The 22,594-nt window shown below is 74.3% G+C and carries 20 protein-coding genes; 10 read left to right on the plus strand and 10 right to left on the minus strand.

The genetic code is table 11. The features are described 5' to 3' along the window. Positions 1-164: 164 nt before the first annotated feature. Complete coding sequence (locus ACIGO8_RS18785; protein ID WP_399731436.1) at positions 165-422, minus strand: hypothetical protein; 258 nt, start codon at positions 420-422, stop codon at positions 165-167. Between the two features lie 209 nt (positions 423-631). Then, the gene (locus ACIGO8_RS18790; RefSeq protein ID WP_399731439.1) at positions 632-1,414 is read right to left on the minus strand and encodes a hypothetical protein; all 783 of its coding nucleotides are present in this window, start codon (positions 1,412-1,414) and stop codon (positions 632-634) included. A gap of 205 nt (positions 1,415-1,619) precedes the next feature. On the opposite strand from ACIGO8_RS18790, the gene ACIGO8_RS18795 reads away from it, so the two are divergent. Beyond that, on the plus strand, positions 1,620-2,186 hold the full coding sequence (locus tag ACIGO8_RS18795) for a transglycosylase family protein (protein WP_399731442.1): 567 nt from the start codon (positions 1,620-1,622) through the stop codon (positions 2,184-2,186). On the opposite strand, the gene ACIGO8_RS18800 is transcribed toward ACIGO8_RS18795, so the two are convergent. The 3 genes from ACIGO8_RS18800 to ACIGO8_RS18810 are packed head-to-tail and all read right to left on the minus strand — an operon-like array spanning position 2,183 to position 5,822. Then, the gene (locus ACIGO8_RS18800) at positions 2,183-2,851 is read right to left on the minus strand and encodes an ATP-binding cassette domain-containing protein (RefSeq protein WP_399731445.1); all 669 of its coding nucleotides are present in this window, start codon (positions 2,849-2,851) and stop codon (positions 2,183-2,185) included. The genes ACIGO8_RS18795 and ACIGO8_RS18800 overlap by 4 nt on opposite strands. Then, positions 2,848-5,379: an ATP-binding cassette domain-containing protein gene (locus ACIGO8_RS18805; protein WP_399731448.1), complete on the minus strand. Its 2,532-nt coding sequence runs from the start codon at positions 5,377-5,379 to the stop codon at positions 2,848-2,850. Before ACIGO8_RS18805 ends, ACIGO8_RS18800 begins: the two co-directional genes overlap by 4 nt. Then, positions 5,367-5,822 (minus strand): hypothetical protein, encoded by a 456-nt coding sequence (locus tag ACIGO8_RS18810; RefSeq protein WP_399731451.1) that lies wholly within the window; start codon positions 5,820-5,822, stop codon positions 5,367-5,369. The genes ACIGO8_RS18805 and ACIGO8_RS18810 overlap by 13 nt, the downstream gene beginning before the upstream one ends. A gap of 126 nt (positions 5,823-5,948) precedes the next feature. Here ACIGO8_RS18810 and ACIGO8_RS18815 point away from each other — a divergent pair, with 126 nt between their 5' ends. The 4 genes from ACIGO8_RS18815 to ACIGO8_RS18830 all read left to right on the plus strand — a co-directional run bounded on the left by ACIGO8_RS18815 (position 5,949) and on the right by ACIGO8_RS18830 (position 10,268). Then, positions 5,949-6,455, plus strand: coding sequence for a hypothetical protein (locus tag ACIGO8_RS18815; protein WP_399731455.1), 507 nt, complete (start codon positions 5,949-5,951; stop codon positions 6,453-6,455). A 31-nt stretch (positions 6,456-6,486) separates the two neighbouring features. After that, complete coding sequence (locus tag ACIGO8_RS18820) at positions 6,487-7,779, plus strand: ABC transporter substrate-binding protein (RefSeq protein ID WP_399732402.1); 1,293 nt, start codon at positions 6,487-6,489, stop codon at positions 7,777-7,779. A gap of 68 nt (positions 7,780-7,847) precedes the next feature. Next, positions 7,848-9,125 (plus strand): glycosyltransferase, encoded by a 1,278-nt coding sequence (locus ACIGO8_RS18825; protein ID WP_399731458.1) that lies wholly within the window; start codon positions 7,848-7,850, stop codon positions 9,123-9,125. A 126-nt stretch (positions 9,126-9,251) separates the two neighbouring features. Then, positions 9,252-10,268: a helix-turn-helix transcriptional regulator gene (locus ACIGO8_RS18830; RefSeq protein WP_399731460.1), complete on the plus strand. Its 1,017-nt coding sequence runs from the start codon at positions 9,252-9,254 to the stop codon at positions 10,266-10,268. Here the strand turns inward: ACIGO8_RS18830 and ctaD are convergent. After that, positions 10,177-11,919: a cytochrome c oxidase subunit I gene (gene ctaD, locus ACIGO8_RS18835; RefSeq protein WP_399731464.1), complete on the minus strand. Its 1,743-nt coding sequence runs from the start codon at positions 11,917-11,919 to the stop codon at positions 10,177-10,179. The genes ACIGO8_RS18830 and ctaD overlap by 92 nt on opposite strands. Before the next feature lie 329 nt (positions 11,920-12,248). On the opposite strand from ctaD, the gene ACIGO8_RS18840 reads away from it, so the two are divergent. Next, positions 12,249-12,440 (plus strand): I78 family peptidase inhibitor, encoded by a 192-nt coding sequence (locus ACIGO8_RS18840; RefSeq protein WP_399731467.1) that lies wholly within the window; start codon positions 12,249-12,251, stop codon positions 12,438-12,440. A 106-nt stretch (positions 12,441-12,546) separates the two neighbouring features. On the opposite strand, the gene ACIGO8_RS18845 is transcribed toward ACIGO8_RS18840, so the two are convergent. Continuing rightward, positions 12,547-13,578: a phosphatase PAP2 family protein gene (locus ACIGO8_RS18845; RefSeq protein ID WP_399731469.1), complete on the minus strand. Its 1,032-nt coding sequence runs from the start codon at positions 13,576-13,578 to the stop codon at positions 12,547-12,549. 404 nt (positions 13,579-13,982) lie between these two features. Between ACIGO8_RS18845 and ACIGO8_RS18850 the strand changes: the two genes are divergently transcribed. Further along, positions 13,983-15,704 (plus strand): MFS transporter, encoded by a 1,722-nt coding sequence (locus ACIGO8_RS18850; protein WP_399731472.1) that lies wholly within the window; start codon positions 13,983-13,985, stop codon positions 15,702-15,704. Positions 15,705-15,749: 45 nt separating this feature from the next. Here ACIGO8_RS18850 and ACIGO8_RS18855 read toward each other — a convergent pair whose 3' ends face one another. Next, entirely contained in the window at positions 15,750-16,184 is a 435-nt protein-coding gene (locus ACIGO8_RS18855) for a cell division protein SepF (RefSeq protein ID WP_399731475.1), read from the minus strand. A gap of 324 nt (positions 16,185-16,508) precedes the next feature. On the opposite strand from ACIGO8_RS18855, the gene ACIGO8_RS18860 reads away from it, so the two are divergent. Next, positions 16,509-17,813 carry a DUF5685 family protein gene (locus ACIGO8_RS18860; RefSeq protein WP_399731478.1) on the plus strand — a complete coding sequence of 435 codons (1,305 nt, stop codon included), beginning with the start codon at positions 16,509-16,511 and terminating at the stop codon, positions 17,811-17,813. Positions 17,814-17,872: 59 nt separating this feature from the next. Here the strand turns inward: ACIGO8_RS18860 and ACIGO8_RS18865 are convergent, their stop codons facing one another. Both ACIGO8_RS18865 and ACIGO8_RS18870 read right to left on the minus strand, forming a co-directional pair. Beyond that, positions 17,873-18,844: an ABC transporter substrate-binding protein gene (locus ACIGO8_RS18865; protein ID WP_399731480.1), complete on the minus strand. Its 972-nt coding sequence runs from the start codon at positions 18,842-18,844 to the stop codon at positions 17,873-17,875. Continuing rightward, entirely contained in the window at positions 18,841-19,332 is a 492-nt protein-coding gene (locus ACIGO8_RS18870; RefSeq protein WP_399731483.1) for a GNAT family N-acetyltransferase, read from the minus strand. Before ACIGO8_RS18870 ends, ACIGO8_RS18865 begins: the two co-directional genes overlap by 4 nt. Before the next feature lie 460 nt (positions 19,333-19,792). Here ACIGO8_RS18870 and ACIGO8_RS18875 point away from each other — a divergent pair, with 460 nt between their 5' ends. Together ACIGO8_RS18875 and ACIGO8_RS18880 are read left to right on the plus strand one after the other, a co-directional pair. Then, the gene (locus ACIGO8_RS18875) at positions 19,793-20,671 is read left to right on the plus strand and encodes an amino acid ABC transporter permease (RefSeq protein ID WP_399731486.1); all 879 of its coding nucleotides are present in this window, start codon (positions 19,793-19,795) and stop codon (positions 20,669-20,671) included. After that, on the plus strand, positions 20,668-22,557 hold the full coding sequence (locus ACIGO8_RS18880) for an FAD/NAD(P)-binding protein (protein ID WP_399731489.1): 1,890 nt from the start codon (positions 20,668-20,670) through the stop codon (positions 22,555-22,557). The genes ACIGO8_RS18875 and ACIGO8_RS18880 overlap by 4 nt, the downstream gene beginning before the upstream one ends. Positions 22,558-22,594 lie beyond the last annotated feature (37 nt).

Genomic DNA, 22,594 nt, shown 5'->3' on the forward strand with positions numbered 1-22,594 from the left:
CGTCCCCCCCCCCCCCCAACCCCCGCCGGGGGGGGGGGGGCGTCCCCGCCCCCACCACCCCCCCCGGCCCGCCCCCCGGGCGGGGGGGGGGGGCCGGGCCCCCCCCCCCCCCCCCCCCCCCGGCCGTTGTCGGATGCTGCTGGGGGGCCTGAGGGCCTGACGGCCTAGATGCCGCCGCGGCGGCCCGGCGGCAGCGCGTACGCCGACCATCCCGCGTGCAGGCCCTGCTGGCGCTGCGTCCCGAAGGCCCGGAAGCCCAGCTCCTCCTCGCCGCTGCGGTCACCCGGCAGCGTACGGAAGGAGCGGCGGAACTCGGAGTACAGGGCGTCGTAGATCGGCGTCGCCGAGACGACGGCGGCCGAGCCGGCCGGGCCCGTCGAGCGGGCCGGGAAAGCCGCCGAGACGTCCTGCGCCGGACGCATGGTCGGGATCGGGCGGAAGCTCTGGCCCGAAGGGCCCGGATGGCCGGGAAGTTGCTGGGGGAAGGGGTCGTAGGCGTGCACGTATGTGCCAACGACCCCGCCGTCCGTGAGATGCGGGCGGCCCTCGGAAAGAGGAGCACACCGAGGCCGTGGAACGGTCGGCACCCGCGGGAAGCGAGCCGGCCCTATGCCGGGACGCGGGTCGCCCGTCACGTGCCGGCCAGCGGCATCGCGGCGGCCACCAGACGCCCGTCGACCGCGGCCTTCTCCAGGGCGTCCCGCAGCAGGTCCTCGCGCGGCTGCTGCCCGATGGAGCCGACCGGGGCGGCGAAGACCAGCACCGTGTGCGACTTGTTGGCCGCGGCCCGCCAGCCCTCGGTGACCTGGAGCGGCTGGTGCGCCTGCCACCAGGCGACCTGCCCGGTGCCGTCCGTGCCGGGCTGCAGGACGGAGTGCAGCTGGCCCATGGCGACCAGGACCGACCAGCCGGGCAGCGGGGCCGGCTTCACGTTGACGTCGGTCACCGGCTGGAAGCCCTGCTCGACCAGGAGAGTCAGGAACTCGTCCGTCAGACCGGCGGAACCGGGGCGGGCGACCGGCGTGGTCGGCTCCACCACGAGCGCCGGGTGCAGCTCGCCCTCGATCAGGACCAGACCGCTGGTGACGCCGAGGACCGCCTGCTCGGGGTGGGCGGCGGACAGCGAGTCGGCGGCGTCGGCCGCCGTGATGGAGGCGACGGCGCCCTGGAGCTGCTCCTCGGCGACCCGCACCACCTGGGACGGGATGCAGCTGGCGTGGGCGAAGGCGAGGACGGCGGTCTCCTCGCCGACGAACAGCACCGTGCTGGTCCGTTCCTGCTCGGAGTCACCGGGCGTGCGGCAGGAGGTGCAGTCGTAGCTGCCCGGGGCGTTCTCGCCGGCGAGCAGCCGGTCGGCTTCTTCGTCGCCGATCTCGGCGCGTACGTCCTCGCTGACGTCGAGCATGCGCGGCACGGGGGACTCCCTGGACTCGGTTGCGTGCGACACCGGGCGGATCCCGGCCGTCTCATGCCGAGTTCAACGGGGAAGGATCGGCCGGGGTCACGCGCGCGGGACGACAACTTGGGCGGCGGCCCGGTGACTCCGACCGGGTGGCATGTGAACGCTGTTTCCGCGCGGCACGGGCCCGCCGCCCGGAGCGGCTGCCTAGCCTGCCCCGATGTCGAAGATCCGATACGGGACGGCCGGCGCCGTCCTGGCGGCGTCGCTGCTCCTCGCGGCGGGACCGGCCGAGGCGGTGGCGTCCACCACGGCCACCACGGCCGCCTCGTCCGTCGCGTCCGCCGCGCCCACGCCCGTCGAGGCGTGCGTGAAGGACCAGTGGCCCTGGGGCTGCGTCGCCGAGTGCGAGAGCGGCGGGGACTGGCGCGCCAACACCGGCAACGGCTTCTACGGCGGCCTGCAGTTCTGGCAGACCACCTGGGACGAGTACGGCGGCCGCCGCTACGCCCGGCGCGCCGACCTGGCCACCAGGGCCGAGCAGATCAGGGTCGCCGAGGACGTGCTGCGCGTCCAGGGTTGGGGCGCCTGGCCGGTCTGCTCCCGGCGCTACGGCCTGAGCGGCCGCGCCCATGTCGTCCAGCCCGGCGACACGCTGAGCGCCCTCGCCCGGCGCTACGCCGTCAAGGGCGGATGGCAGGCGCTGTACGCGGCGAACCGCGCGGCGATCGGCGCCGACCCGAACCGGCTGACGGTGGGCACGATGCTGCGGATCTCTCCGCTCTAGGGGGTCCCGGCGGAGGCGGTGATCTCGCCGGCCGAGGCGAGGGAGCCGCGGCTCAGTTCGTACGCGAGCGAGCCCGGCGGCAGCCCGTACGGGAGCCGCTGCTCGGCCAGGACCACGGCCGCGCCGACCGGCGGCCGGGTGAGGGCGGCGAGCAGCCCGTACGTGCGGGAAGCCACCGGACGGGCCAGGCCGAGGGACGGCTCGTCGACCAGGACGACGCGGGGCGCCGGGGCGACCAGGGCGCGGGTCAGGGCCAGCAGCCGGCGCTCGCCGCCGGACAGCGTGCCGGCGCGGTGGGCGAGGAGCGGCGCGAGCTCCGGGCAGGCGGCGAGGGCCTCGTCGGTGCGGCCGGGCGCCGCCAGGTCCAGGTTCTCGGCGACGGTGAGGGTCGCGTACACGGCCCGCAGGTCCGGCACGAAGCACAGCCCGCGCCGGGCCCGCGCGTGGGCGGGAAGGCGGCTGACGTCCGCACCGCGCCAGACCACGCGCCCGGCGGCCAGCGGCACGGTGCCGGCGAGGGCGCGCAGGGCGGTGGTGCGGCCGGAGCCGTTGCGGCCGAGGAGGACGGTGACGGTCGCGGCGGGAAACGCCAGGTCGAGGCCGTGCAGGACCTCCAGCGGGCCGTAGTGGACCCGGGCGGCGCGCAGGGCGATCTCGACGGTCATGACAGGAGCCGGCCGCCTTCCATGGTGTGGACGGTGTGGGCGATGCCGTCGACGAGGTCCGGGTCGTGCTCGACGACGAGCACGGTGAGGCCGTCGGCGGCGAGGGCGGCGAGGACACGGGCGAGAGCGGCGGTCTCGTCCGCGTCGAGACCCGCGGCGGGCTCGTCGAGCAGCAGTGTGTGCGGGCGGCCCGCGAGCGCGCGGGCGAGTTCGACGCGGCGCAGGGTGCCGGTCGGCAGCCCGGCGGCCGCGCGGTGCCGGACGGGCCCGGCGAGCCCGACCAGCCGCAGCGCCTGCTCGGCCGCGGGCCCGCCGACGAGCACGTTCTCCTCCACGGTCAGCGACGGGAACACGGCGAGCTGCTGGAACGTCCGCGCGATCCCGAGCCGGCAGCGCACGTGCGCCGGGCGCGCGGTGATGTCGACGCCGTCGAGCACGACCCGCCCCGCGGTGGGCCGCGACGTCCCCGCGAGACAGTCGAACAGCGTGCTCTTCCCGGCCCCGTTGGGCCCGACGAGCGCGGTGACCTGCCCGGGCCGCAGCGCGATGTCGACCCGGTCGAGCGCGGTGAGCCCTCCGGGATAGGCGAGCGAGACGCCCCGCGCCACGAGCCGCGGGGGCCGGCCTCCACCCGAGGAGGTGCGCCCGCCCGCGCCGCCCGGTCCGGTGGTCGGCGCGGGTGCGGGTTGTCCCGTGGAGGGCGCGGCGCCGGTGGGCGCGGGGGCCGGGGTGGTGGTCCGGGGCCTGCGAGGCGTCACGAGAGGGGCGGGGCGGGTCTCGGGGAGCAGGAGGGGCAGCAGGGGAGGGATGCGGCCGGTCAGGGTGGCCAGGAGGCCGATCAGGGCGGCCGGGAGGGCGGACTCGGGGCCCGGTGTGAGGGCCACCAGGAGGGTGGCGGCCAGGAGCGGGGTCAGGAGGGTGTCGGCGCCGAGGGTGACGACGGCGGCGAACCAGAGCAGGCCCCGCAGCGGGTCGAACGCCTCCGGGTCGAAGGCGCGGACGCCCATGCCCAGCAGGCCGCCGCCCAGCGCCGCCAGGGCCGCGCCCAGGACGAAGGCGAGGAGCTTCAGGCCGGCCACGCGGACGCCCGCCGCCTCCGCGCCGGCCTCGTGGTCGCGCAGGGCGGCGAGGGCGCGGCCCGTGCGGCCGCGGCGCAGGGCGGCGACCAGCAGGAGGCAGCAGGCCAGGACCACGAGTTCGAGGACGTAGTAGGCGCGGTCGTGGTCGAAGCCGGCCGGGCGCTTGGGCGCCAGGCCCGCCGTGGCGTACGGCTGCGCGAAGACGAAGCGGCTGACGGCGACACCCACCGCCAGCGTGGCCAGGGCCAGCGCCAGGCCGTGCCGCCGGATCGCGGGCCAGCCGGTCAGCAGGCCCAGCGGCGCCACGCACGCCACGGCCAGCACGAGCGCCCACAGCTCCGGCAGGCCGGCCGACGCGAGCAGGGCCGTGAACAGCGCGCCGAGCCCCGCGTACGCCGCCTGGCCCAGCGCGATCTGGCCGCCCCGGCCCGAGACCACCACCAGGGACAGCAGGACGACCGCCAGGGCCGGCACCTGGACGGCCGTCGTCAGGTCCTCGCCCGCGAAGCCCAGCGGCAGCAGGAAGAGCACGCCCACGACCAGCCACACGCCCGGCGGGACCCGTGGCGCCCTGCTCGGCGGCGGCAGCGCGTCGCCGCCGCCCACTCCCGGCAGCACCAGCGCCGCCACCAGCAGCGCGAGCACGAACAGGTTCGCCCCGGCCGCCTGGAGCAGCTCGCCCGCCCAGCCCTCCGGGTGCAGCCGGGTCAGCTGCGCCTGCGCCACGCCCAGCGCGAGCGCGGTCACGACCGCCACTGGCAGGCTCCGCATCCGGGCCACCACCGCGACCGCGATCACCTCGACCACGAGCAGCGGCATCCCGTACGGGTCGAGCCTCACGTACGGCGCGAGCAGCACGCCCGTGAGCCCGGCCGTGAACGAGCCGAACGCCCAGCCCGCCGCCGACACCCGGTCCGCGGCGATACCGGACAGCATCGCCAGCGGCCGGTTGTCGACGACCGCCCGCAGCTCCCGACCGAACCTCGTCCACCGCGTCACCGCGCCCACCAGGCAGCCGAGGACCACCACCGTCGCCAGCTGGACCCACGGGTCGTCGCCGAGCAGCACCGGCGCGTCGTCGCGGGCACCGGTGCCCCAGATCAGCGCCGCCGCGCCGACGAGCAGGACGAAGACGCCGATCGAGGCGACCAGCGACCGCGCCGGGTCCGCGCCGCTGAGCGCGAGCGGCCGGAACACCACCCGGTCCAGGGCCAGTCCGATGGCCGGCGCGACGACGAGCAGGGTCACGAGCGCCCCGAGCGGCAGCGGCCAGCCCCACTCCACCACCAGCTGGCGCAGCACGTACGCGCAGACCATCGCGACGGCCCCGTGCGCGAGGTTGAGGACGCCGGTCGCCCGGTAGGTGACGATCAGTCCGATGCCGGTGAGCGCCGCCGCGCTGCCGACGGCGAGGCCGGCGAGGACGAGGTCGTACGTCAGCGAGGCCACGGCTCACACACCGGGCAGGGAGCGAGCTCCGCGTCGCCGGCGGGGACCGCCTCCGGCCGGCCCGCCACCAACGGGCAGTCCGGCCGGTGGGCGAGCGTCCCGCCCGGCACCCGCAACGGCGGTTCCTCCGAGGAGGGAGAGGAGGGCGAGGGGAGTCCGGAGGCGTCCTCGGGCTCGGACCCGGACTCCCGCTCGGAGCCGGACGCGCGCTCGGTCACGGCGGCCGGCCGCCGCAGGCCCGCCGTCGTCAGCACCGCGCCCGCCACGATCAGCGCCGCTCCCGGCACCGTGCACGAGGCCAGATACGGCAGCTGCCGCGCCGCGAACCGCTCCCCGGACGCCCCGTACCAGCCGGCCACGCACAGCACCGCCCCGCACGCGGCCGCCACGAGCCCCGCCCAGAGGAGGATCCGGGAGGTCGGCGGCACGGAGGTCGACGGCACGGAGGCCTCACCGCCTTTCGTCCCCTGGTGTCCCTGGACGCACCTTTCCTTGCACTATGCCCCGAACCGGCACACCCTGGAATCATCAGGCCGCCCGGCCTGCCCCGACATCCGGTGGTGAGCCAGATGGTTCTCAAGCGACGCGCCGCCGTTCTCGCCGCCGCGGCGGCCCTGGTCCTGGTCCCGGTCGCCGCCGGCTGCTCGGACGACGGCGGCGGCACGTCCTCCGGCGGGACCGAATCGACCGCCCCGCTGACCCCCGGTGCGGACGAGCCCGCCGACCCGGCCGCCGCCAAGGCGGAGATCGCCCGGAACTGGGCCGCCTTCTTCGACCCGAAGACGCCGGTCGCCGAGCGGGTCAAGCTGCTCGAGAACGGCGAGAAGATGGCGCCCGTCCTCGGCGCCTTCGCCGGCGACAAGAACGCCGCCCAGACCGCCGCCAAGGTCAAGGCCGTCGAGTTCACCTCCGCCGCCGGCGCGAACGTCACCTACGACCTGCTCGTCGGTGGCAACCCCGCGCTCCCCGACGCCAAGGGCACCTCCGTCCTCCAGAACGGCACCTGGAAGGTCTCCGTCCAGACCCTCTGCGGCCTCGTCCAGCTCAGTGGCGCGTCACGGGTCCCGGGCTGCTGAGCCGGCCCGGGGCCGGGCCCGCCCGACGCCGCTGCCCACCCGGCTCACCGCCCTCACCGCGCTCGCCGTCCTCACTGCCCTGGCCGCGCTCCTGACGGGCTGTGGCAGCCGGCTTCCGGAGCGCGCCTTCGAGACGCGGCCCACCGTCAACCCCTCCGGCGGTGAGCCGCTCCGCGTCGGCATCATCACCAGCGCCACGAGCCCGGTCGGCGGCGAGACCTTCACCGGGCCGCGCGACGGCGCCCGCGCCTGGTTCGACGCCCTCAACGCCCGCGGCGGCCTCGACGGCCGCCGGATCGAGGTCGTCACCTGCGACGACGGCGGCAGCGGCATCGGCAACAACGCGTGCGTGCACCGGCTCCTCGACCGGAACAAGGTCTTCGCGCTGGTCGCCACCACCGCCCTCGACTACGCGGGCGCCCCGCTGGTCGCCAAGGCCGGCGTCCCCGACATCGGCGGCCAGCCGCTGACCCCGGCCTACGACACCTATCCGCACCTCTACGGCATCTACGGCAGTTCGGCCCCGCGCACCGGCGCGTCACCCGGCTGGAACGGCGTGCTGTACGGCGGGACGGAGGTCTACCGCTGGTTCAGGACCCACCTCGGCGCCCGCACCGCGGCCGTCGTCTCGTACAACCAGGCCGCGTCCGCCGCGTACGCCCGGCTGGTCTCCGAAGGACTGCGCGCCGAGGGCTACCGGGTGGTCGACGAGCAGGTCGACTTCGCGCTGCCCAACTTCCGCGCCGTCGCCGCCGATCTGCGCGCCCGGCACGCCGACGTCGTCTTCGACGCGCTCGACACCCACGGCAACGCCCGGCTGTGCGAGGCGATGGAGGCGTCCGGCGTCCGCGTCGCCGCCAAGGTGACCAATGTGCAGAACTGGTCGTCGGCCGTGACGCGCGACTACGCCGGGTCGCCCGGCTGCCGGGCCGCGCTCTACGTCACCGGCGCCAGCCGCAACTACGACGACGCCACCTTTCCTGCCGTACGGGAGTTCCGGACGGCCATGGGCGACCGGCCGCTCGCGCAGTGGCAGTTGGAGGGCTGGGCCGCGGCCATGTGGTTCACGGACGCGGCGAGGTCCTGCCTCCGCACGCCCGGCGGGCTCACCCGGGCCTGCGTGGAGGCCTACGTCAACCGGGCGGAGCCGTACACCGCGCGCGGGCTGCTGCTGCCCGTACGCTTCGAGCATCGGACCGAGCCGCCGAAGACCCTCTTCACCTGTCTGTCCGTGGCCCGTTGGCAGGACGGGCGGGGCTGGGTCGCCCAGGGCGACATGAACAGGAACTGCGCCACCGTGCCCCAGCTGGCATACCGGCCGTGAACAACCGCCCTCCGGCGCAGTACAGTCGCCCCCGACCACGCACTTCACCGGGGGGAACCGGTACGGACATGCGCATCTCCTTCCTGCTCCACAACGGCTACCACATCGGCGGGACGATCCGGACGACGTTCACGCTCGCCGCCGAGCTGGCGGGCCGTCACGAGGTGGAGATCGTCTCGGTGTTCCGTCACCGCGACGAGCCGATCCTCGGCGTCCCCGCCGGAGTGACGCTGCGGCACCTCGTCGACATCCGCAAGAACAGCCCCGGTTACGACGGCGAGCACCCCGACTTCCACAAGCCGGCCCGGGTCTTCCCGCGCGGCGACGGCCGCTGGAAGCAGTACAGCGCGCTCACCGACGCGCGGATCGGCGCGCACCTCGCCTCGGTCGACGCGGACGTCGTCGTCTCCACCCGGCCCGGGCTCAACGTGCAGCTGGCCCGGCAGGCCCCGCGCGGACCCGTCCTCGTCGGGCAGGAGCACCTGATCCTCGACGGCCACAGCTACCGGCTGCGCCGCGACATCCGGCACGAGTACGCGCTGCTCGACGCGGTCACCACCGTCACCGAGGCCGACGCGCGCGCCTACCGGGCGCTCGGCCTGCCCGGCGTACGCGTCGACGCCGTGCCCAACAGCGTGCCCGCGCCGGGCGTGCCGCCGGCCGATCCCGCTGCGAAGGTCGTCGTCGCGGCGGGCCGGCTGACCCCGGTCAAGCGTTACGACCTGCTGATCGACGCCTTCGCGGACGTGGCCGCCGCCCGGCCCGACTGGAAGCTGCGGATCTACGGCACGGGTGACGCCTCCGACAACCTGAAGAAGACGCTGGCCCGGCAGATCGAGCGGCGCGGGCTGGGCGAGCACGTCTTCCTCATGGGCACCGCCCACCCGATGGAGCCGGAGTGGGCGAAGGGCTCGCTGGCCGCGGTCACCTCGCGGCGCGAGTCCTTCGGCATGACGATCGTCGAGGCGATGCGCTGCGGTCTGCCTGTGGTGGCGACCGACTGCCCGCACGGGCCCGCCGAGATCATCGAGGACGGTGTCGACGGACGGCTGGTGCCGGTCGACGACACGGCGGCGGTCGCCGCCGCGCTGCTCGGCCTCATCAACGACGACGAGGCCCGGGCCCGGGCGGCCAAGGCGGCGCTCGTCGCGTCGGAGCGCTTCGACCCGTCGCACGTCGCCGCCCGCCACGAGACGATCTGGACCGAACTCGCGGGCCCGGGCACCGCCCGACCCCGCACCCACGCCCCGGCCCGTGCCGCGCTCCACCGGGCCCTCGGCACCGCCCTCGACGCCGCCTACACGGCGAAGTCGAAGGCCGGCGCCCTCGTCCGCCGCTTCCGCTGACGGGCCCGGCGGGCCTCAGACACGAAGCAACCGGCCGGCCCGGCCCGCGGCACCGCCGGCGAACCTGTCCCGGCCGCCTCGACTCGAGGACCCTAGCTGTCCGCGACGGGTGGCAGACTCGGGCACATGTTGGAGACCTCCGCACGGCTGCTGCGTCTGCTCTCGTTGCTCCAGGCCCACCGTGAGTGGTCCGGGCCCGAGCTCGCCGCGCGGCTGGGAGTGACGGCGCGGACCGTGCGGCGGGACGTCGACCGGTTGCGGGAGCTCGGGTATCCGGTGAACGCCACGCCCGGCACCGGCGGCGGCTATCAGCTCGGGGCGGGCGCCGAGCTGCCGCCGCTGCTGCTCGACGACGAGGAGGCCGTGGCCGTCGCCGTCGGGCTGCGGGCGGCCGCCGGCCAGGGCGTCGAGGGCATCGGCGAGAGCTCCGTACGCGCGCTCGCCAAGCTGGAGCAGGTGCTGCCCGGACGGCTCCGGCGCCGGGTGAGCGCCCTGAACGCCTACACCGTGCCGATGCTGCGCACCCCGAGCGAGCGGATCGACCCGGCCGTGCTGACCGAGCTGGCGAACGCCTGCCGGGACACCGAGCGGCTGCGCTTCGCCTACCGCGACCACGCCGGCGCCACCACCCGCAGGACCGTCGAGCCGCACCGCCTGGTGTGCAGCGAGCGCCGCTGGTACCTGGTCGCCTGGGACCTGGACCGGGCCGGCTGGCGCACCTTCCGGGCCGACCGGATCGAGCCGAAGCCGCCGCACGGGCCGCGCTTCACCCCGCGCGAGCCGCCCGCCGAGGACCTGGCCGCCTATGTGGCCAAGGGCGTGTCCACCGCCGTGTACGCGACCGAGGCCACCGTCCGGCTCCATGTGCCGCTCGCCGAGGCCGCCGCGGCCGTCGGCGCCGCCGACGGCACGCTGACCGCCGAGGGCGAGCACTCCTGCCTGCTGCGGACCGGCGCGCACAGCCTCGACGTGCTGGTGATCCACGTGTCGATGATCGGCTTCGAGTTCGAGGTCGTCGATCCGCCGGAGCTGGCCGACCGTGTGCGGGCGCTCAGGGACCTTCTGACCCGGGCCCTCGACCGGGACGGGGCTCCTCGGACGACTCCTGCGCGGCCGGACGGCGCACCGGCGCGGAACCCGTGAGCAGCATCCGCTCGTAGGCCGCGAACTCCGGGTGGTGCAGGTCGAAGGCGGGCGACTCGGAGCGGATCAGCGGCACCGCGAGGAAGTTGTGCCGCGGCGGCGGGCACGAGGTCGCCCACTCCAGCGAGCGGCCGTAGCCCCACGGGTCGTCGACCTCGACCTTCGGCGCGTACCGCCAGGTGCGCCACACGTTGTAGAGGAACGGCAGCGTGGACGTGCCCAGCAGGAACGCGCCGATGGTCGACACCGTGTTGAGCGCCGTGAAGCCGTCGGCGGCCAGATAGTCGGCGTACCGGCGTGGCATGCCCTCCGCGCCCAGCCAGTGCTGGACGAGGAAGGTGGTCTGGAAGCCGACGAAGAGCGTCCAGAAGTGGATCTTTCCGAGCCGCTCGTCCAGCTTCCGCCCGGTGAACTTGGGCCACCAGAAGGAGAAGCCGCCGAAGGTCGCGAAGACGACGGTGCCGAAGACCGTGTAGTGGAAGTGGGCGACGACGAAGTACGAGTCGGTGACGTGGAAGTCCAGCGGCGGCGACGCGAGGACCACGCCGGTCAGCCCGCCGAACAGGAAGGTCACCAGGAAGCCCGTCGCCCACAGCATCGGCGTCTCGAAGGACAGCGAGCCGCGCAGCATCGTCCCGGTCCAGTTGAAGAACTTCACGCCGGTCGGCACCGCGATCAGGAACGACAGCATCGAGAAGAAGGGCAGCAGCACCGCTCCGGTCGCGAACATGTGGTGCGCCCAGACGACCACCGAGAGGCCGGTGATGCACATGGTGGCGGCGATCAGCGTCACGTAGCCGAACAGCGGCTTGCGCGCGAAGACCGGGATGATCTCGCTGACGATGCCGAAGAACGGCAGCGCGATGATGTAGACCTCGGGATGCCCGAAGAACCAGAAGAGGTGCTGCCACAGCAGCGCGCCTCCGTTCTGCGGCTGGAACGCCACCGAGCCGAACCGCCGGTCGGACTCCAGGACCAGCAGGGCCGCGGCGAGGACCGGAAAGGCGACGAGCACCAGGATCGCGGTGAACAGCACGTTCCAGGTGAAGATCGGCATCCGGAACATGGTCATGCCGGGCGCGCGCATCCCGATGATCGTCGCCAGGAAGTTCACCGAGGTGAGGATGGTGCCGAAGCCGGAGAGCGCGAGGCCCATGATCCACAGGTCGACGCCGACGCCGGGTGAGCGCAGCACGCTGTTGAGCGGCGCGTAGGCGGTCCAGCCGAAGGCGGCCGGCCCGGTCGGGGTGAGGAAGGAGCCGAGCACCATCAGGCCGCCGAAGAGGAACAGCCAGTACGAGAACATGTTGAGCCGCGGGAAGGCCACGTCGGGCGCGCCGATCTGCAGCGGCACCAGCTCGTTGGCGAAGCCCGCGAAGGTCGGCGTCGCGAACAGCAGCAGCATGATCGTGCCGTGCAGCGTGAAGGCCTGGTTGAACTCCAGGTTCGACACCAGCTGGAGCCCCGGCCGGGCCAGCTCGGCCCGCATGACCATGGCGAGCGCCCCGCCGATCAGGAAGAAGACGAACGAGGTCACCAGATAGAGGTGGCCGATCTTCTTGTGGTCGGTCGTGGTGATCCAGTCGATGAGGATCCGGCCATGCCGCTGCCGCGGCGCTTCGTGGGCCGCGGTCTCGGTCTCGGTGGTCATCCACGGATGATGCGCCGCGGCGCGCGGGCAGCGGGGGAGGCGGACCGGCGGGTCGTCCGGTCGGGGGACGGCGTGTGCGGGATGCGGGGAAAACGTGAATGGCGGGCGCGGGCGGCCGGCCCGGTGCCGCTCGCCGGAATTCATGTGCGGGGCCTGCTCGCGGGGAATTCCGGAGGCTTCGCCGCACGCGGCGGAGAACGCCTCGCGGAAGGCCGTGAATTACCGCGGAAACGGCTGGAAACCGCCGTCGCCGGGGACGGGATGACGGTCAAACATATGTCGAGAAGCTGTGACACAAGCGTGACCGGCGAGGTACTAACGTGAGCTGTATGACACCCGAACACGCACCCGAAACGTATGTGGGACTCAGCGAGGAGGAGGCGGAGCGGCTCGCCAGGATCCGGGGCTGGAGCGTCGTCCGGTCCCTTCCGCCCGGGTCGATCATCACCATGGAGTACCTGGAGGGGCGCATCAACTTCGAGGTCGAGCACGGCGTCGTCCGGCGCGTCTGGCTGGGCTGAGCGCGCGACGCGAGAGGGCCCCGGCCGGTCGACGGCCGGGGCCCTCTCGCGTACGCCTGGTGGCTCCTCGCGGGTCCCCGTGGGCCCGCGCGCGGGCGGGCCGGGATCAGCCGCCCGTCGCGGGCCGCGAGTGCGGCGGGCGGCGGCTGCCGGCCGGAGCGGCCGGGCCGCGCTCGGAGCGCACCGCGTGATGGGCGGCGTGATGGGCGGCGTGGTGCGTGCGCGGGGCGGCGAGCGGCGGCGTCGGAAGTCCTCCGCCACGCACCGCCGGGCCGCGGCCGGTGGCGGCGGCGCCGACGGTCTCGCGCACCGGCTCCTCGGCCCCGGCCGGACGCTGCGGGAACAGGCCGGGCAGCGGACCGCCGGTGGCCACGGGCAGCGAGGGCACCAGGCGGCGGCGGGAGCGCAGCTGCTCGCGCAGCCGGTCGCGCAGGCCCAGGATCCAGGCCTCGGCGATCGCGATGACCGGCTCGCACCAGGGCAGCGCGAGCAGGATCAGCAGGCCGGCGGCCCAGCCGAGCAGCACGTCGCTGAGCCAGTGCGTGCCGAGGTAGACGGTGGTGAGGCCGACGCCCAGCGCGACCACGGCCGACAGGGCGGACAGATAGCGCCGGGCCCTCGGCGTGGTCGCCAGATAGGCCAGGATGCCCCAGGTCACGACCGCGTTCGCGGTGTGTCCGGACGGGAATATGTCACCGCCGGCGAAGAGCTCGGCGGAGCCGACCTGCGTCGCGTAGTGGGGACCGAGCCGGCCGAGTCCGAGCTTGACCGCGCCGACCGTCGCGTTGAGCAGCAGCAGCGCGGCGCCGAGGGAGAGCAGCGGCCGCAGGGTGTGCTGGCGCCAGGAGCGCCAGCCCAGCCAGGCGGCCACCATGACGGCCGTGGGGCCGCGCTGACCGAGGACGACGTAGTAGTCGAGGAAGGCGTGCAGCTCCGGCCACTGCTGGTAGGGCCGGAAGAGCATGATCTTCCAGTCGAGCAGCACCAGCCAGGTCGACAGCAGTACGGCGACGACGATGACCAGATAGAACGCCAACGTCCCGCCGAAGAGGGCGAGACGCGTGCGGGTCATCCGCGGGACCTCTATCTTCGGCGGTTCCGGCTCCCGGTCCAGCCGGGCAAAGATGTCGGTACGCACCCAATCGACGTTACAGGGAGTGAGTAGCGACCTCGGTCGTTCCCGTGCCTTCGTGATGACGATGTGATGTGGAGTTGCTCTCAGTCGGGTGTTTGTTCCCGTCACCCGTCGGAAAATCCGATGACCTTCCGCCCTAATGCCGGAGGGTCGTTTCCGTAAGTGTGTTTGAGGGTCCGGATAATTCCGCGAACGGCGACGCGCGGGGAATTCCAGCCGACACGCGAGCCGGCCGGAGTGGCGTACGCCACACCGCGCGGCCCGCCGGGGTGAGAGGTGCGCCACGCGCTCGGAGCTTGAACTCGCGTACGCTGACGGCTCACTCGCCCGTCGATGCCGGGCCGCCCCGGGGCCGCTGCCCCGGCCGGTGCCCGCCGAGCGCGAGGGCTTCACTGGGAGGTACGTACATGGCGCGGACGATCACGGCCGGGACGCGGCCGCGGCCCCTCGGCCGCGGAACCGACGGCGGTGCCAACCGCTGGGTCGTCCTCGTCGTCCTCTGCGTCAGCCTGCTGCTCGTCGCGCTCGACGCGACCGTGCTGCACGTCGCCGTCCCCTCCGTCACCGAGGACCTCCGCCCGAGCTCCACGGCGCTGCTGTGGATCGTCGACGCCTATCCGCTGATCTGCGCCTCGCTGCTGATCCTCTTCGGCACGCTGGGCGACCGGGTCGGGCGCAGACGGGTGCTGCTGCTCGGTTACGCGCTGTTCGGCATCGCCTCGGCGGTCGCCGCGCTCGCCACCGTGCCCGAGGTCCTGATCGGCGCCCGCGCGCTGCTCGGCGTCGGCGGCGCCATGATCATGCCGGCCACGCTGTCCATCCTCCGCGCCGTCTTCCCCGACCGGCGGGAGCGGGCCACCGCGATCGGGATCTGGACCGCCGTCGCCGCCGTCGGCGCGGCCACCGGGCCGGTGCTCGGCGGCTTCCTGGTCGAGAACTACTGGTGGGGCTCGGTCTTCCTGATCAACATCCCGCTGATGGCGCTGATCCTGCCGGTCGGGCGCTGGCTGCTGCCCGAGTCGCGCGGCGGCGCCGACGGGCCGTGGGACGTGCTCGGCGCGCTGATGGCCGCGGCCGGCGTGCTCGGCGCGGTCCTCGGCGTGAAGCGGCTGGGCGCCGGCGAGTCGCTGCTCGCCCTGCCGACCGCCGGGCCGCTGTTCGTCGGCGCGGCGCTCCTGGTGCTGTTCGTGCGGCGGCAGAAGCGGCGCGCGCACCCGCTGATCGACATGCGGCTGTTCGCGCGGGCGCCCTTCACCACCTCGGTCGGCTGCATCGTGCTCGCCATGCTGGCGCTCGTCGGCCTGGAGCTGATCGCCGTCCAGTACCTTCAGCTGGTCCTCGGCCTCAGCCCGCTGGAGACCGGGCTGCGGCTGCTGCCGCTGACCTTCGCCGCGATGGCGGCCGGCGCCACCGGCTCGTACACGCTGCGCCGGCTCGGGCCGCGCCGGATGGTCGGCTGGGGCTTCGTGCTCACGGCGGCGGCGGTGCTGCTGCTGGTGCTCATGGGCCAGCACGACCGGCCGCTGCTGCTGACCGCCGGCTTCGTGCTGCTCGGCTTCGGGCTGCAGACGACGCTCTTCTCGGCGTACGAGTCGATGCTCAGCGAGGCGCCGCCGGAGAGCGCGGGCGGGGCGGCGGCGATCGGGGAGACCTCCTACCAGCTGGGCGCGGGCATGGGCATCGCGCTGCTCGGCAGCGTCATGAACGCGGCGTACGCGCCGGGGCTGCGCGGCGTGCCGGGAGTGCCGGACGGGACGGCCCGCGCCGCCGCGAACTCCCTCGGCGAGGCCTACCAGGTCGCGGACCGCCTCGGCGGCCCTGCCGGCGCCGCCCTGCATCAGGCGGCCCGCCACGCCTTCGTGAACGGCCTCCACGTGACGCTCTTCGTCAGCGCGGGCCTGCTCCTGCTGGGCGCGCTGATGGCCCTGCGCCTGCCGCGCGTGATGGAGTGCCCGCCCGTGCGGGACGAGGACGGCGACGTCCCCGCGGCCCCGCTCGACCGCGCCGGGGGCGAGGGCCGCGCGGCCGGGTCCGGCCCCGCCGGGCCGTCCCGCCCGCCGGCCGGCGCCCGCGTGCCCGCCACCCGAGGCCCCGCCGAACCGGCGGGCTCGGCCCGGCCGGGCCACTGACGAGCCCGGCGGCCGCTGGCCGGCGGTCGTGCGCCGGGCCGGGCGTCAGCTCTGGTTGAAGAAGCCGTCCTGCGAGCGGCCGGCCGACTCGCCCGTGACGATCTGGGTGTCCGACGGGGTGAGCAGGAAGACCCGGGTCGCGACGCGCTCGATCGAGCCGCGCAGACCGAAGGCGAGGCCGGCCGCGAAGTCGACGACCCGCTTGGCGTCGTTCGGCTCCATCGCGGTCAGGTTCACGATCACCGGGACGCCCTCCCGGAACAGCTCTCCGATGCCCCGGGCGTCCCGGAACCCGTCCGGGGAGACGGTCGCGATCCGACGGCCCTGCTCCTGCGCCGTGTCGGTCGCCACCCGCACCCGCGGGTCCGTCACCCAGGCGTCGCCGCTCTCGGCACCGTCGGCGTACTCGTCGTCGTAGTAACGCTCGTCGTTGTCCTCGACGAGCCCCAGCCAGGCACTGGCCTTGCGCACCGATCCCATGGACGCCTCCTTTCAGCGCGGTCACTCGTGGTTCCGCATTTCCCTATCGTCGTCCATGATGCGGATCGCGCGCCAAGTGGATAGTCGGCGCGCAGGGGATTCGTGACGGTACTGGTGCAGAACGTCAGGCTCGAAATCTGGCGATTCGTCAGGGATCTTGCGGTTTGAGGGGGCTGACAGAGGGTCGGGCGGAGGTGTGCAACTTAAAATATGAAAGTCGGGCCACAAGGGTGACGGGCGGGGCGTACGGGTGAACGGATCCGCTCGGTACGATGCCCGACGCAGTCGCACCGACGTGGCGCGACCGGCTCACGGGGGAGTGACTTGTTCGGAATCGTCAGGCCGTGCGCGCATCGCCTCACCGAAGGCCTCAAGACGGAGTGGATGGCCCATCTCTGCGGCCTCTGCCTGGCACTTCGCGCCGACCACGGGCAGTTCGCCCGGGTCGTCACCAACTACGACGGCCTGATCGTCTCGGTCCTGACGGAGGCTCAGACCGGCACCACCGGGAGCGGGCGCCGCACCGCGGGTCCCTGCCCGCTGCGGGCCATGCGCACCGCGCCGGTCGCGCGCGGCGAGGGCGCGCGGCTCGCCGCCGCCGTCTCGCTCGTCCTGGCCTCCGCGAAGATCCGCGACCACGTCGCCGACCGCGACGGCCTGTTGGCCCGGCGGCCGGTCGCCGTCGCGGCCCGCCGGGTCGCCCGCTCCTGGGACCGGGCGGGTGCCCGCACCGGACGGGCGCTCGGCTTCGACACCGCCGTCCTCGTCGACGCCGTCGACCGCCAGCCCGGCATCGAGGCGCTCGCGGGCCGGGGCACCTCGCTGCTCGTCGTCACCGAGCCGACGGAGACGGCGACCGCCGCCGCCTTCGCGCACACGGCGGTCCTCGCCGGCCGCCCCGGCAACGTCGAGCCCCTCGCCGAGGCCGGCCGGCTCTTCGGGCGCCTCGCCCACCTCCTCGACGCCGTCGAGGACCAGGCCGCCGACGAGGCCGCCGGCTCCTGGAACCCGCTCACCGCGACCGGCACCTCCCGCGAGGAGGCCCGCCGGCTCGCCGACGACGCGCTGCACGGCATCCGGCTGGCCCTCAAGGACGCCGAGTTCGCCGACGGGCGCCTCGCGCACGTCCTGCTCGCCCACGAGCTGCGCGCCTCGATCGACCGGGCCTTCGGCACGACGACCTGCTCCCACGGCGCGCCGGGCCCGGGGCAGCCGCCCCACGGGCCCGTCCCCGGCGCTCCGTACGGCGGCGGTGCGCCCGGCCCGTACGGCGGCGGTACGCCCGGCCCGTACGGTGCCTACAACCCGTACGGCGGCGGGAACCCCTACGGCGGACCGGGCGGACCGGGTGGACCGGGCGGACCCTCCGGGCCGGGCGGTCCGGGCGGGCCCGGCGGGCTGCCGCCGCAGTTCGGCGCCGGCGGGTCCCAGCAGCCCAAGAAGCCCCGCGGCTTCCTCGCCGGGTGCGCCATGTTCACCTGGCTGTGCTGCACCTGCCAGATCTGCTGTGCCAAGGAGTACGAGGGTCCCTGGTCCCGCAAGAAGCGCGAAGGCTGCTGCCGGGACTGCGACTGCGGCGACCCGGGCTGCGGCAACTGCGACTGCTGCTGCCCCTGCGACGGCTGCTGACGGTCCGGCCCGTCCGTCCGGACCGGCCGGACGGGCCGGACGGACGGGCCGGACCCGCGTCACTTCGTCGGCGCCGGGATCTCCGGCGGGCTGATCCGGGACTCGGGAATGGCGGAGTCGGTCACGCCCCACTTCTTCACGATCCGGTCGTAGGTGCCGTCCGCCTTCAGGCCGTTCACCGCGGCCTGGAAGGCCGGGGCGAGCGGCGTGCCCTTCTTGAAGGCGAAACCGACGTCGAGGCGGCGGTACTCGTTGAGGAACTTCGTGCCCGGCTGCTGCGTCACCGCGTAACGGATGCCGTTGATGGTGTTCATGACCACGTCGCTGCGGCCCTGCTGGAGCGCCATCCAGATGGCGCCCGGCTCGCTGTAGACGTTCACCTCGTACGGCTTCTTCCCGGCCGCGGCGCACCGGGCCTTGTTCTGCTCCAAGGTCCGTTCGAAGGTGGTGCCCGCGCCGGTGGCCACCCGCAGACCGCACAGCTGGGTGAGGTCCGTGACGGCGGACAGCTTGCTGTCGGCGCGGGCCGCGAAGCCCTGGCCGTCGTTGATGTAGGTGACGAAGTCGATGCTCTTGCGCCGCTCCTCCGTCACGCCGAAGTTGCCGGTGCCGACGTCGTACTTGCCGCTGCCGAGCGCCGGCAGGATCGCCTCGAAGCCGGCCACCTCGTGCTTCAGCTCCAGACCGAGGGCCTTGGCCACGGCCTCCGAGAGGTCGGCGTCCAGGCCGACGACCGTCTTGCCGTCCGGCAGATAGGTCGAGCTGGGCGGGCTGCCGACCGAGTTGACGAGGGTCAGGGTGCCCCGTGCGCGTACGTCCGCGGGCAGCAGCTTCGCCGCCGCCTCGTTCTTCTTCACTCCCGATACCACGTCCTCGGTGGGCAGCGCGCCGCCCTGCGCGGCGCCTCCCTTCCCGGTCGAGCCGGCCGGGGCCGTCACCGGCTCGCCGCCCGAGCACGCGGTGAGCGCGAGTGCGGCGGCGGTGATCAGCGCGAAGGCTGCGGTGGTGCGGTGCGTGCGCGGGCTGTTCATGGTGTCGGGATCTCCAGGTCCAGGTGCTTCTCGAACGGCAGCGGTCCGATCGACTCGGGATCGGCCGTGACGTCGAAGAGGGGGCGGTATCCGGTCGCCAGGTAGAGGCCCTTGGCCTCGGGCTGGCGCGGTCCGGTGGTCAGAAAGATCCGGGAGTAGCCGCGCGCGGCGGCGTCCCGTTCGAGTTCGTCGAGGACCCGGCGGGCGAGCCCGCGCCTGCGGTGCTCGGAGTGGGTCCAGATCCGTTTGAGTTCGGCGGTGTGCTCGTCGTAACGGCGGTAGGCGCCGCCCGCCACGGGCCGGCCCTGCTCCAGGAGCAGCAGGAACGTCCCGCGCGGCGGCAGGAACTCCTCCGCCGGGTAGCTGCGCAGGTCCTCGGACGCGCCGTAGCGGGTCGTGTACTCGTGCGTCAGCTCGTCGAGGAGCGGGTTCGCCAGCGGGTCGGTGGTGGTGGTCCGGTACACGGACACGGACAGCGCAAAGGTCATGACGGTCCTTCAGGACGAAGGAAGGGCAGGGCGGAGCCGGCCCGGGACGGGCGCGCCCGGGTCAAGGCAAGTCAGGGCAAGGCAGGGTGGAGCGAGGGGAGTCGAGCTCAGGCACTCACGGTCGTGCGCGGTGAAGACGCCGCGGGAAACAGCACGCGGGCAGGGAGAAGCAGCGGGGTCGGCTCAACAGGAGGAGGACCACACTCGACCGAAGTCGATGTGGGAGCGCGTGACCAGCCACTGCTGCGGATGCATGGCCCAAGTGGAACAGGCATCCGTTTCTCCGTCAACCATGATGAGACGTACGGCTCATCATGCGGACGGGCTTGACAGCCCGCCCCGCGCTCCGCGTAGCTTGAAACCGCGGACCCCGTGCTGAGGGGCTCGGGTCCGCGGCTCACCGCGCGTGAAGGCGCACTCCCGTGTTCGATCCGTCTCTGGCATCCACGGAGCCTTCGCCATGTCCGCGACCCTCCTCAAAACCCCCTCGACGGCCCCGCCCGCCGATTCCGAGGACCACCTCCGCATCGTCCCCGCCCGCCGCACCGGCCAGTGGACCGCCGCCGGCGCCGTCCTCGTCCTGGTCGCGCTCGGACTCTTCTCCGTCGTCACCAACCAGGCCTTCCAATGGGACGTGGTCGGCGACTACTTCACCTCCACCGCCGTGCTGCGCGGCCTCGTCCTCACCCTGTGGCTGACCGCCGTCGTCATGGTCCTGGGCTTCGCCATCGGCACCCTGCTCGCCGTCTTCCGGCTGTCCGCCAACCCGGTGCTGCGCGCGGTCAGCTGGGGATACGTGTGGTTCTTCCGCTCCACGCCGATCCTGGTCCAACTGCTGTTCTGGTTCAACATCGGCGCCCTGTACCCGACGATCCTCGGCGTCAGCACGGTCAACCTGCTCGGCCCGGTCTCCGTCGCCGTCGTCGGCCTCACCCTCCACGAGGGCGCCTACGCCGCCGAGGTCGTCCGCGGTGGCATCCTCTCCGTCGACCGCGGCCAGATCGAGGCCGCCCAGTCCCTCGGCCTCGGCCGCCTGCGCCGGCTCACCCGGATCGTGCTGCCGCAGGCCATGCGCTCCATCGTGCCGCCCGCCGGCAACATGCTGATCGGCACCCTCAAGGGCACCTCGATCGTCTCCGTCATCGCCGTCCAGGACCTGCTCTACTCCGTCCAGCTCGTCTACCACCGCACCTACCAGGTCATCCCGCTGCTCCTGGTCGCCACCGTCTGGTACGTCCTGGTCACCTCCGTCCTCAGCGTCGGACAGCACTACGTCGAGCGCCACTACGCCCGCGGCACCGGCACCGGCGGCACGGGCGGCACGAAGGGAACGCGATGAGCGGGCCCCGCCGCGCGATCGTCGTCGTCGGCGCCGGGCCGCGCGGCACCGGCTTCCTGGAGCGGCTCGCCGCCAACCTGCCCGAGCTGTACGGCGACCGGCCCCTCGACGTCCACCTCGTCGACCCGTACCCGGCGGGCCCCGGACGGATCTGGCGCACCGCCCAGTCCCCGCTGCTCTGGATGAACTCCCAGGCCGAGGACGTCACCATGTTCACCGACGAGTCCGTGACGATCGACGGGCCCGTGCGCCCCGGACCCACCCTCGCCGAATGGGCCGGCATCGACGGCCGGGTCTTCCCCAGCCGCCCCCAGCAGGGCGCCTATCTCCGCTGGGTGTACGACCGGGCCCGCGCCGAACTGCCGCCGTCCGTCACCGTCCACGAGCATCCCACCACCGCGCTGCGCGTCGGCGGCCCGCGCGACGGACGCCAGCGGGTCTGGCTCGCCGGGCACGCCGAACCGCTCGTCGCCGACCTCGTCGTCCTCGCCCTCGGCCACCTCGACGCCCGGCCCGACCCCGGACAGCGGGACCTGGCAGCGTTCGCCGCCCGCCACGGACTCACCCACCTGCCGCCCGACTTCACCGCCGACTCCGACCTGTCCGCGCTGCCCGCCGGCGAGCCGGTCCTGGTCCGCGGCTTCGGCCTGGCCTTCGTCGACCTCATGGTGCTGCTCACCGAGGGCCGCGGCGGACGCTACGAGGAGGACGGCGACCGGCTCGTCTACGTGCCCTCCGGCCGCGAGCCCGTCCTGCACGTCGGATCGCGGCGCGGAGTCCCGTACCACTCCAAGATCGGATACGAGTTCACCGGCGAACGGCCGCCGCTGCCACGCTTCTTCGGGCCCGCCGAGGTCGACGCGCTGCTCGCCACGGGCCGCCCGGTCGACTTCCGGCGCGACGTGTGGCCGCTCGTCGCCAAGGAGCTGGGCTTCGCCCACTACCACCGGCTGTTCGCCGCCCATCCCGAGCGGACCGCCGTCCCCTGGCGCGACTTCGAGGAGAAGTACGCGGCAGCCGCGCCCCTCGGCCCCGAGCTCGACGCCCTGGTCGCCGCCGCCGTGCCCGACCCGGCCGACCGGCTCGACCTCGACGCCCTCGACCACCCGCTGGACGGCGTCCGCCACGACTCCGCCGACGCCCTCCAGGACGGGCTGCGCCGGCACATCACCGACGACCTGACCCGCCGTCACGATCCCGCCCACAGCCCCGACCTGGCCGTCTTCGGCGCGCTGCTGTCCGTCTACGGCCAGCTGCTGCGGTTCGGCGACCTCGGCGATCCCGGCAACTGGTGGCACGGCTTCTTCAGCTTCCTCGCCTCCGGCCCGCCCGGCCCGCGGCTGCGGCAGCTGCTCGCCCTCTCCGACGCCGGGATCGTCCGCTTCCTCGGCGCCGGCGTCACCGTCGAGGCCGACGAGGAACGCGGCGTCTTCCGGGCCTCCTCCGCGAGCCTGCCGGGAGTGTGGACCGAGGCCCGCGCCCTGGTCGAGGCCCGGCTGCCCGACGCCACGGTCACGGACACCGCGAGTCCGCTGCTGCGCGCCCTGTACGAGGAGGGCGCCCGCGCCACCGACGCCGGGCTGCTCGCCGTCGACCCGGACGACGGCCGGGTCCTCGGGCGGGACGGACGGCCGCACCCGCGCCGCTTCGCGCTCGGCCCGCCCACCACCGCCCGGGCCGGCGGCGCCTTCACCCGGCCGCGTACCGGCGGCTTCGCCTTCCGCCAGAACGACCGGACCGCGCGGACCGCGCTCGCGCTCCTGCGCGACCTGTCCTGTACGACGCCCGCGCCCGCCGAGCCCGCGCCGACGCGGGCCGAGCCGGCGCCCGCCCAGGCCGTGCCCGCGCCCGCCGCCGAGCCCGCGCCCGCGTCGCTGAGCGCCTAGCGCCTGAGGCCCCGGCCGCCCCGGTCCTGTCCGTCCC

It is taken from the genome of Streptomyces sp. NPDC053493 (assembly GCF_044544825.1).
In the GTDB taxonomy this organism is placed as follows: domain Bacteria; phylum Actinomycetota; class Actinomycetes; order Streptomycetales; family Streptomycetaceae; genus Streptomyces.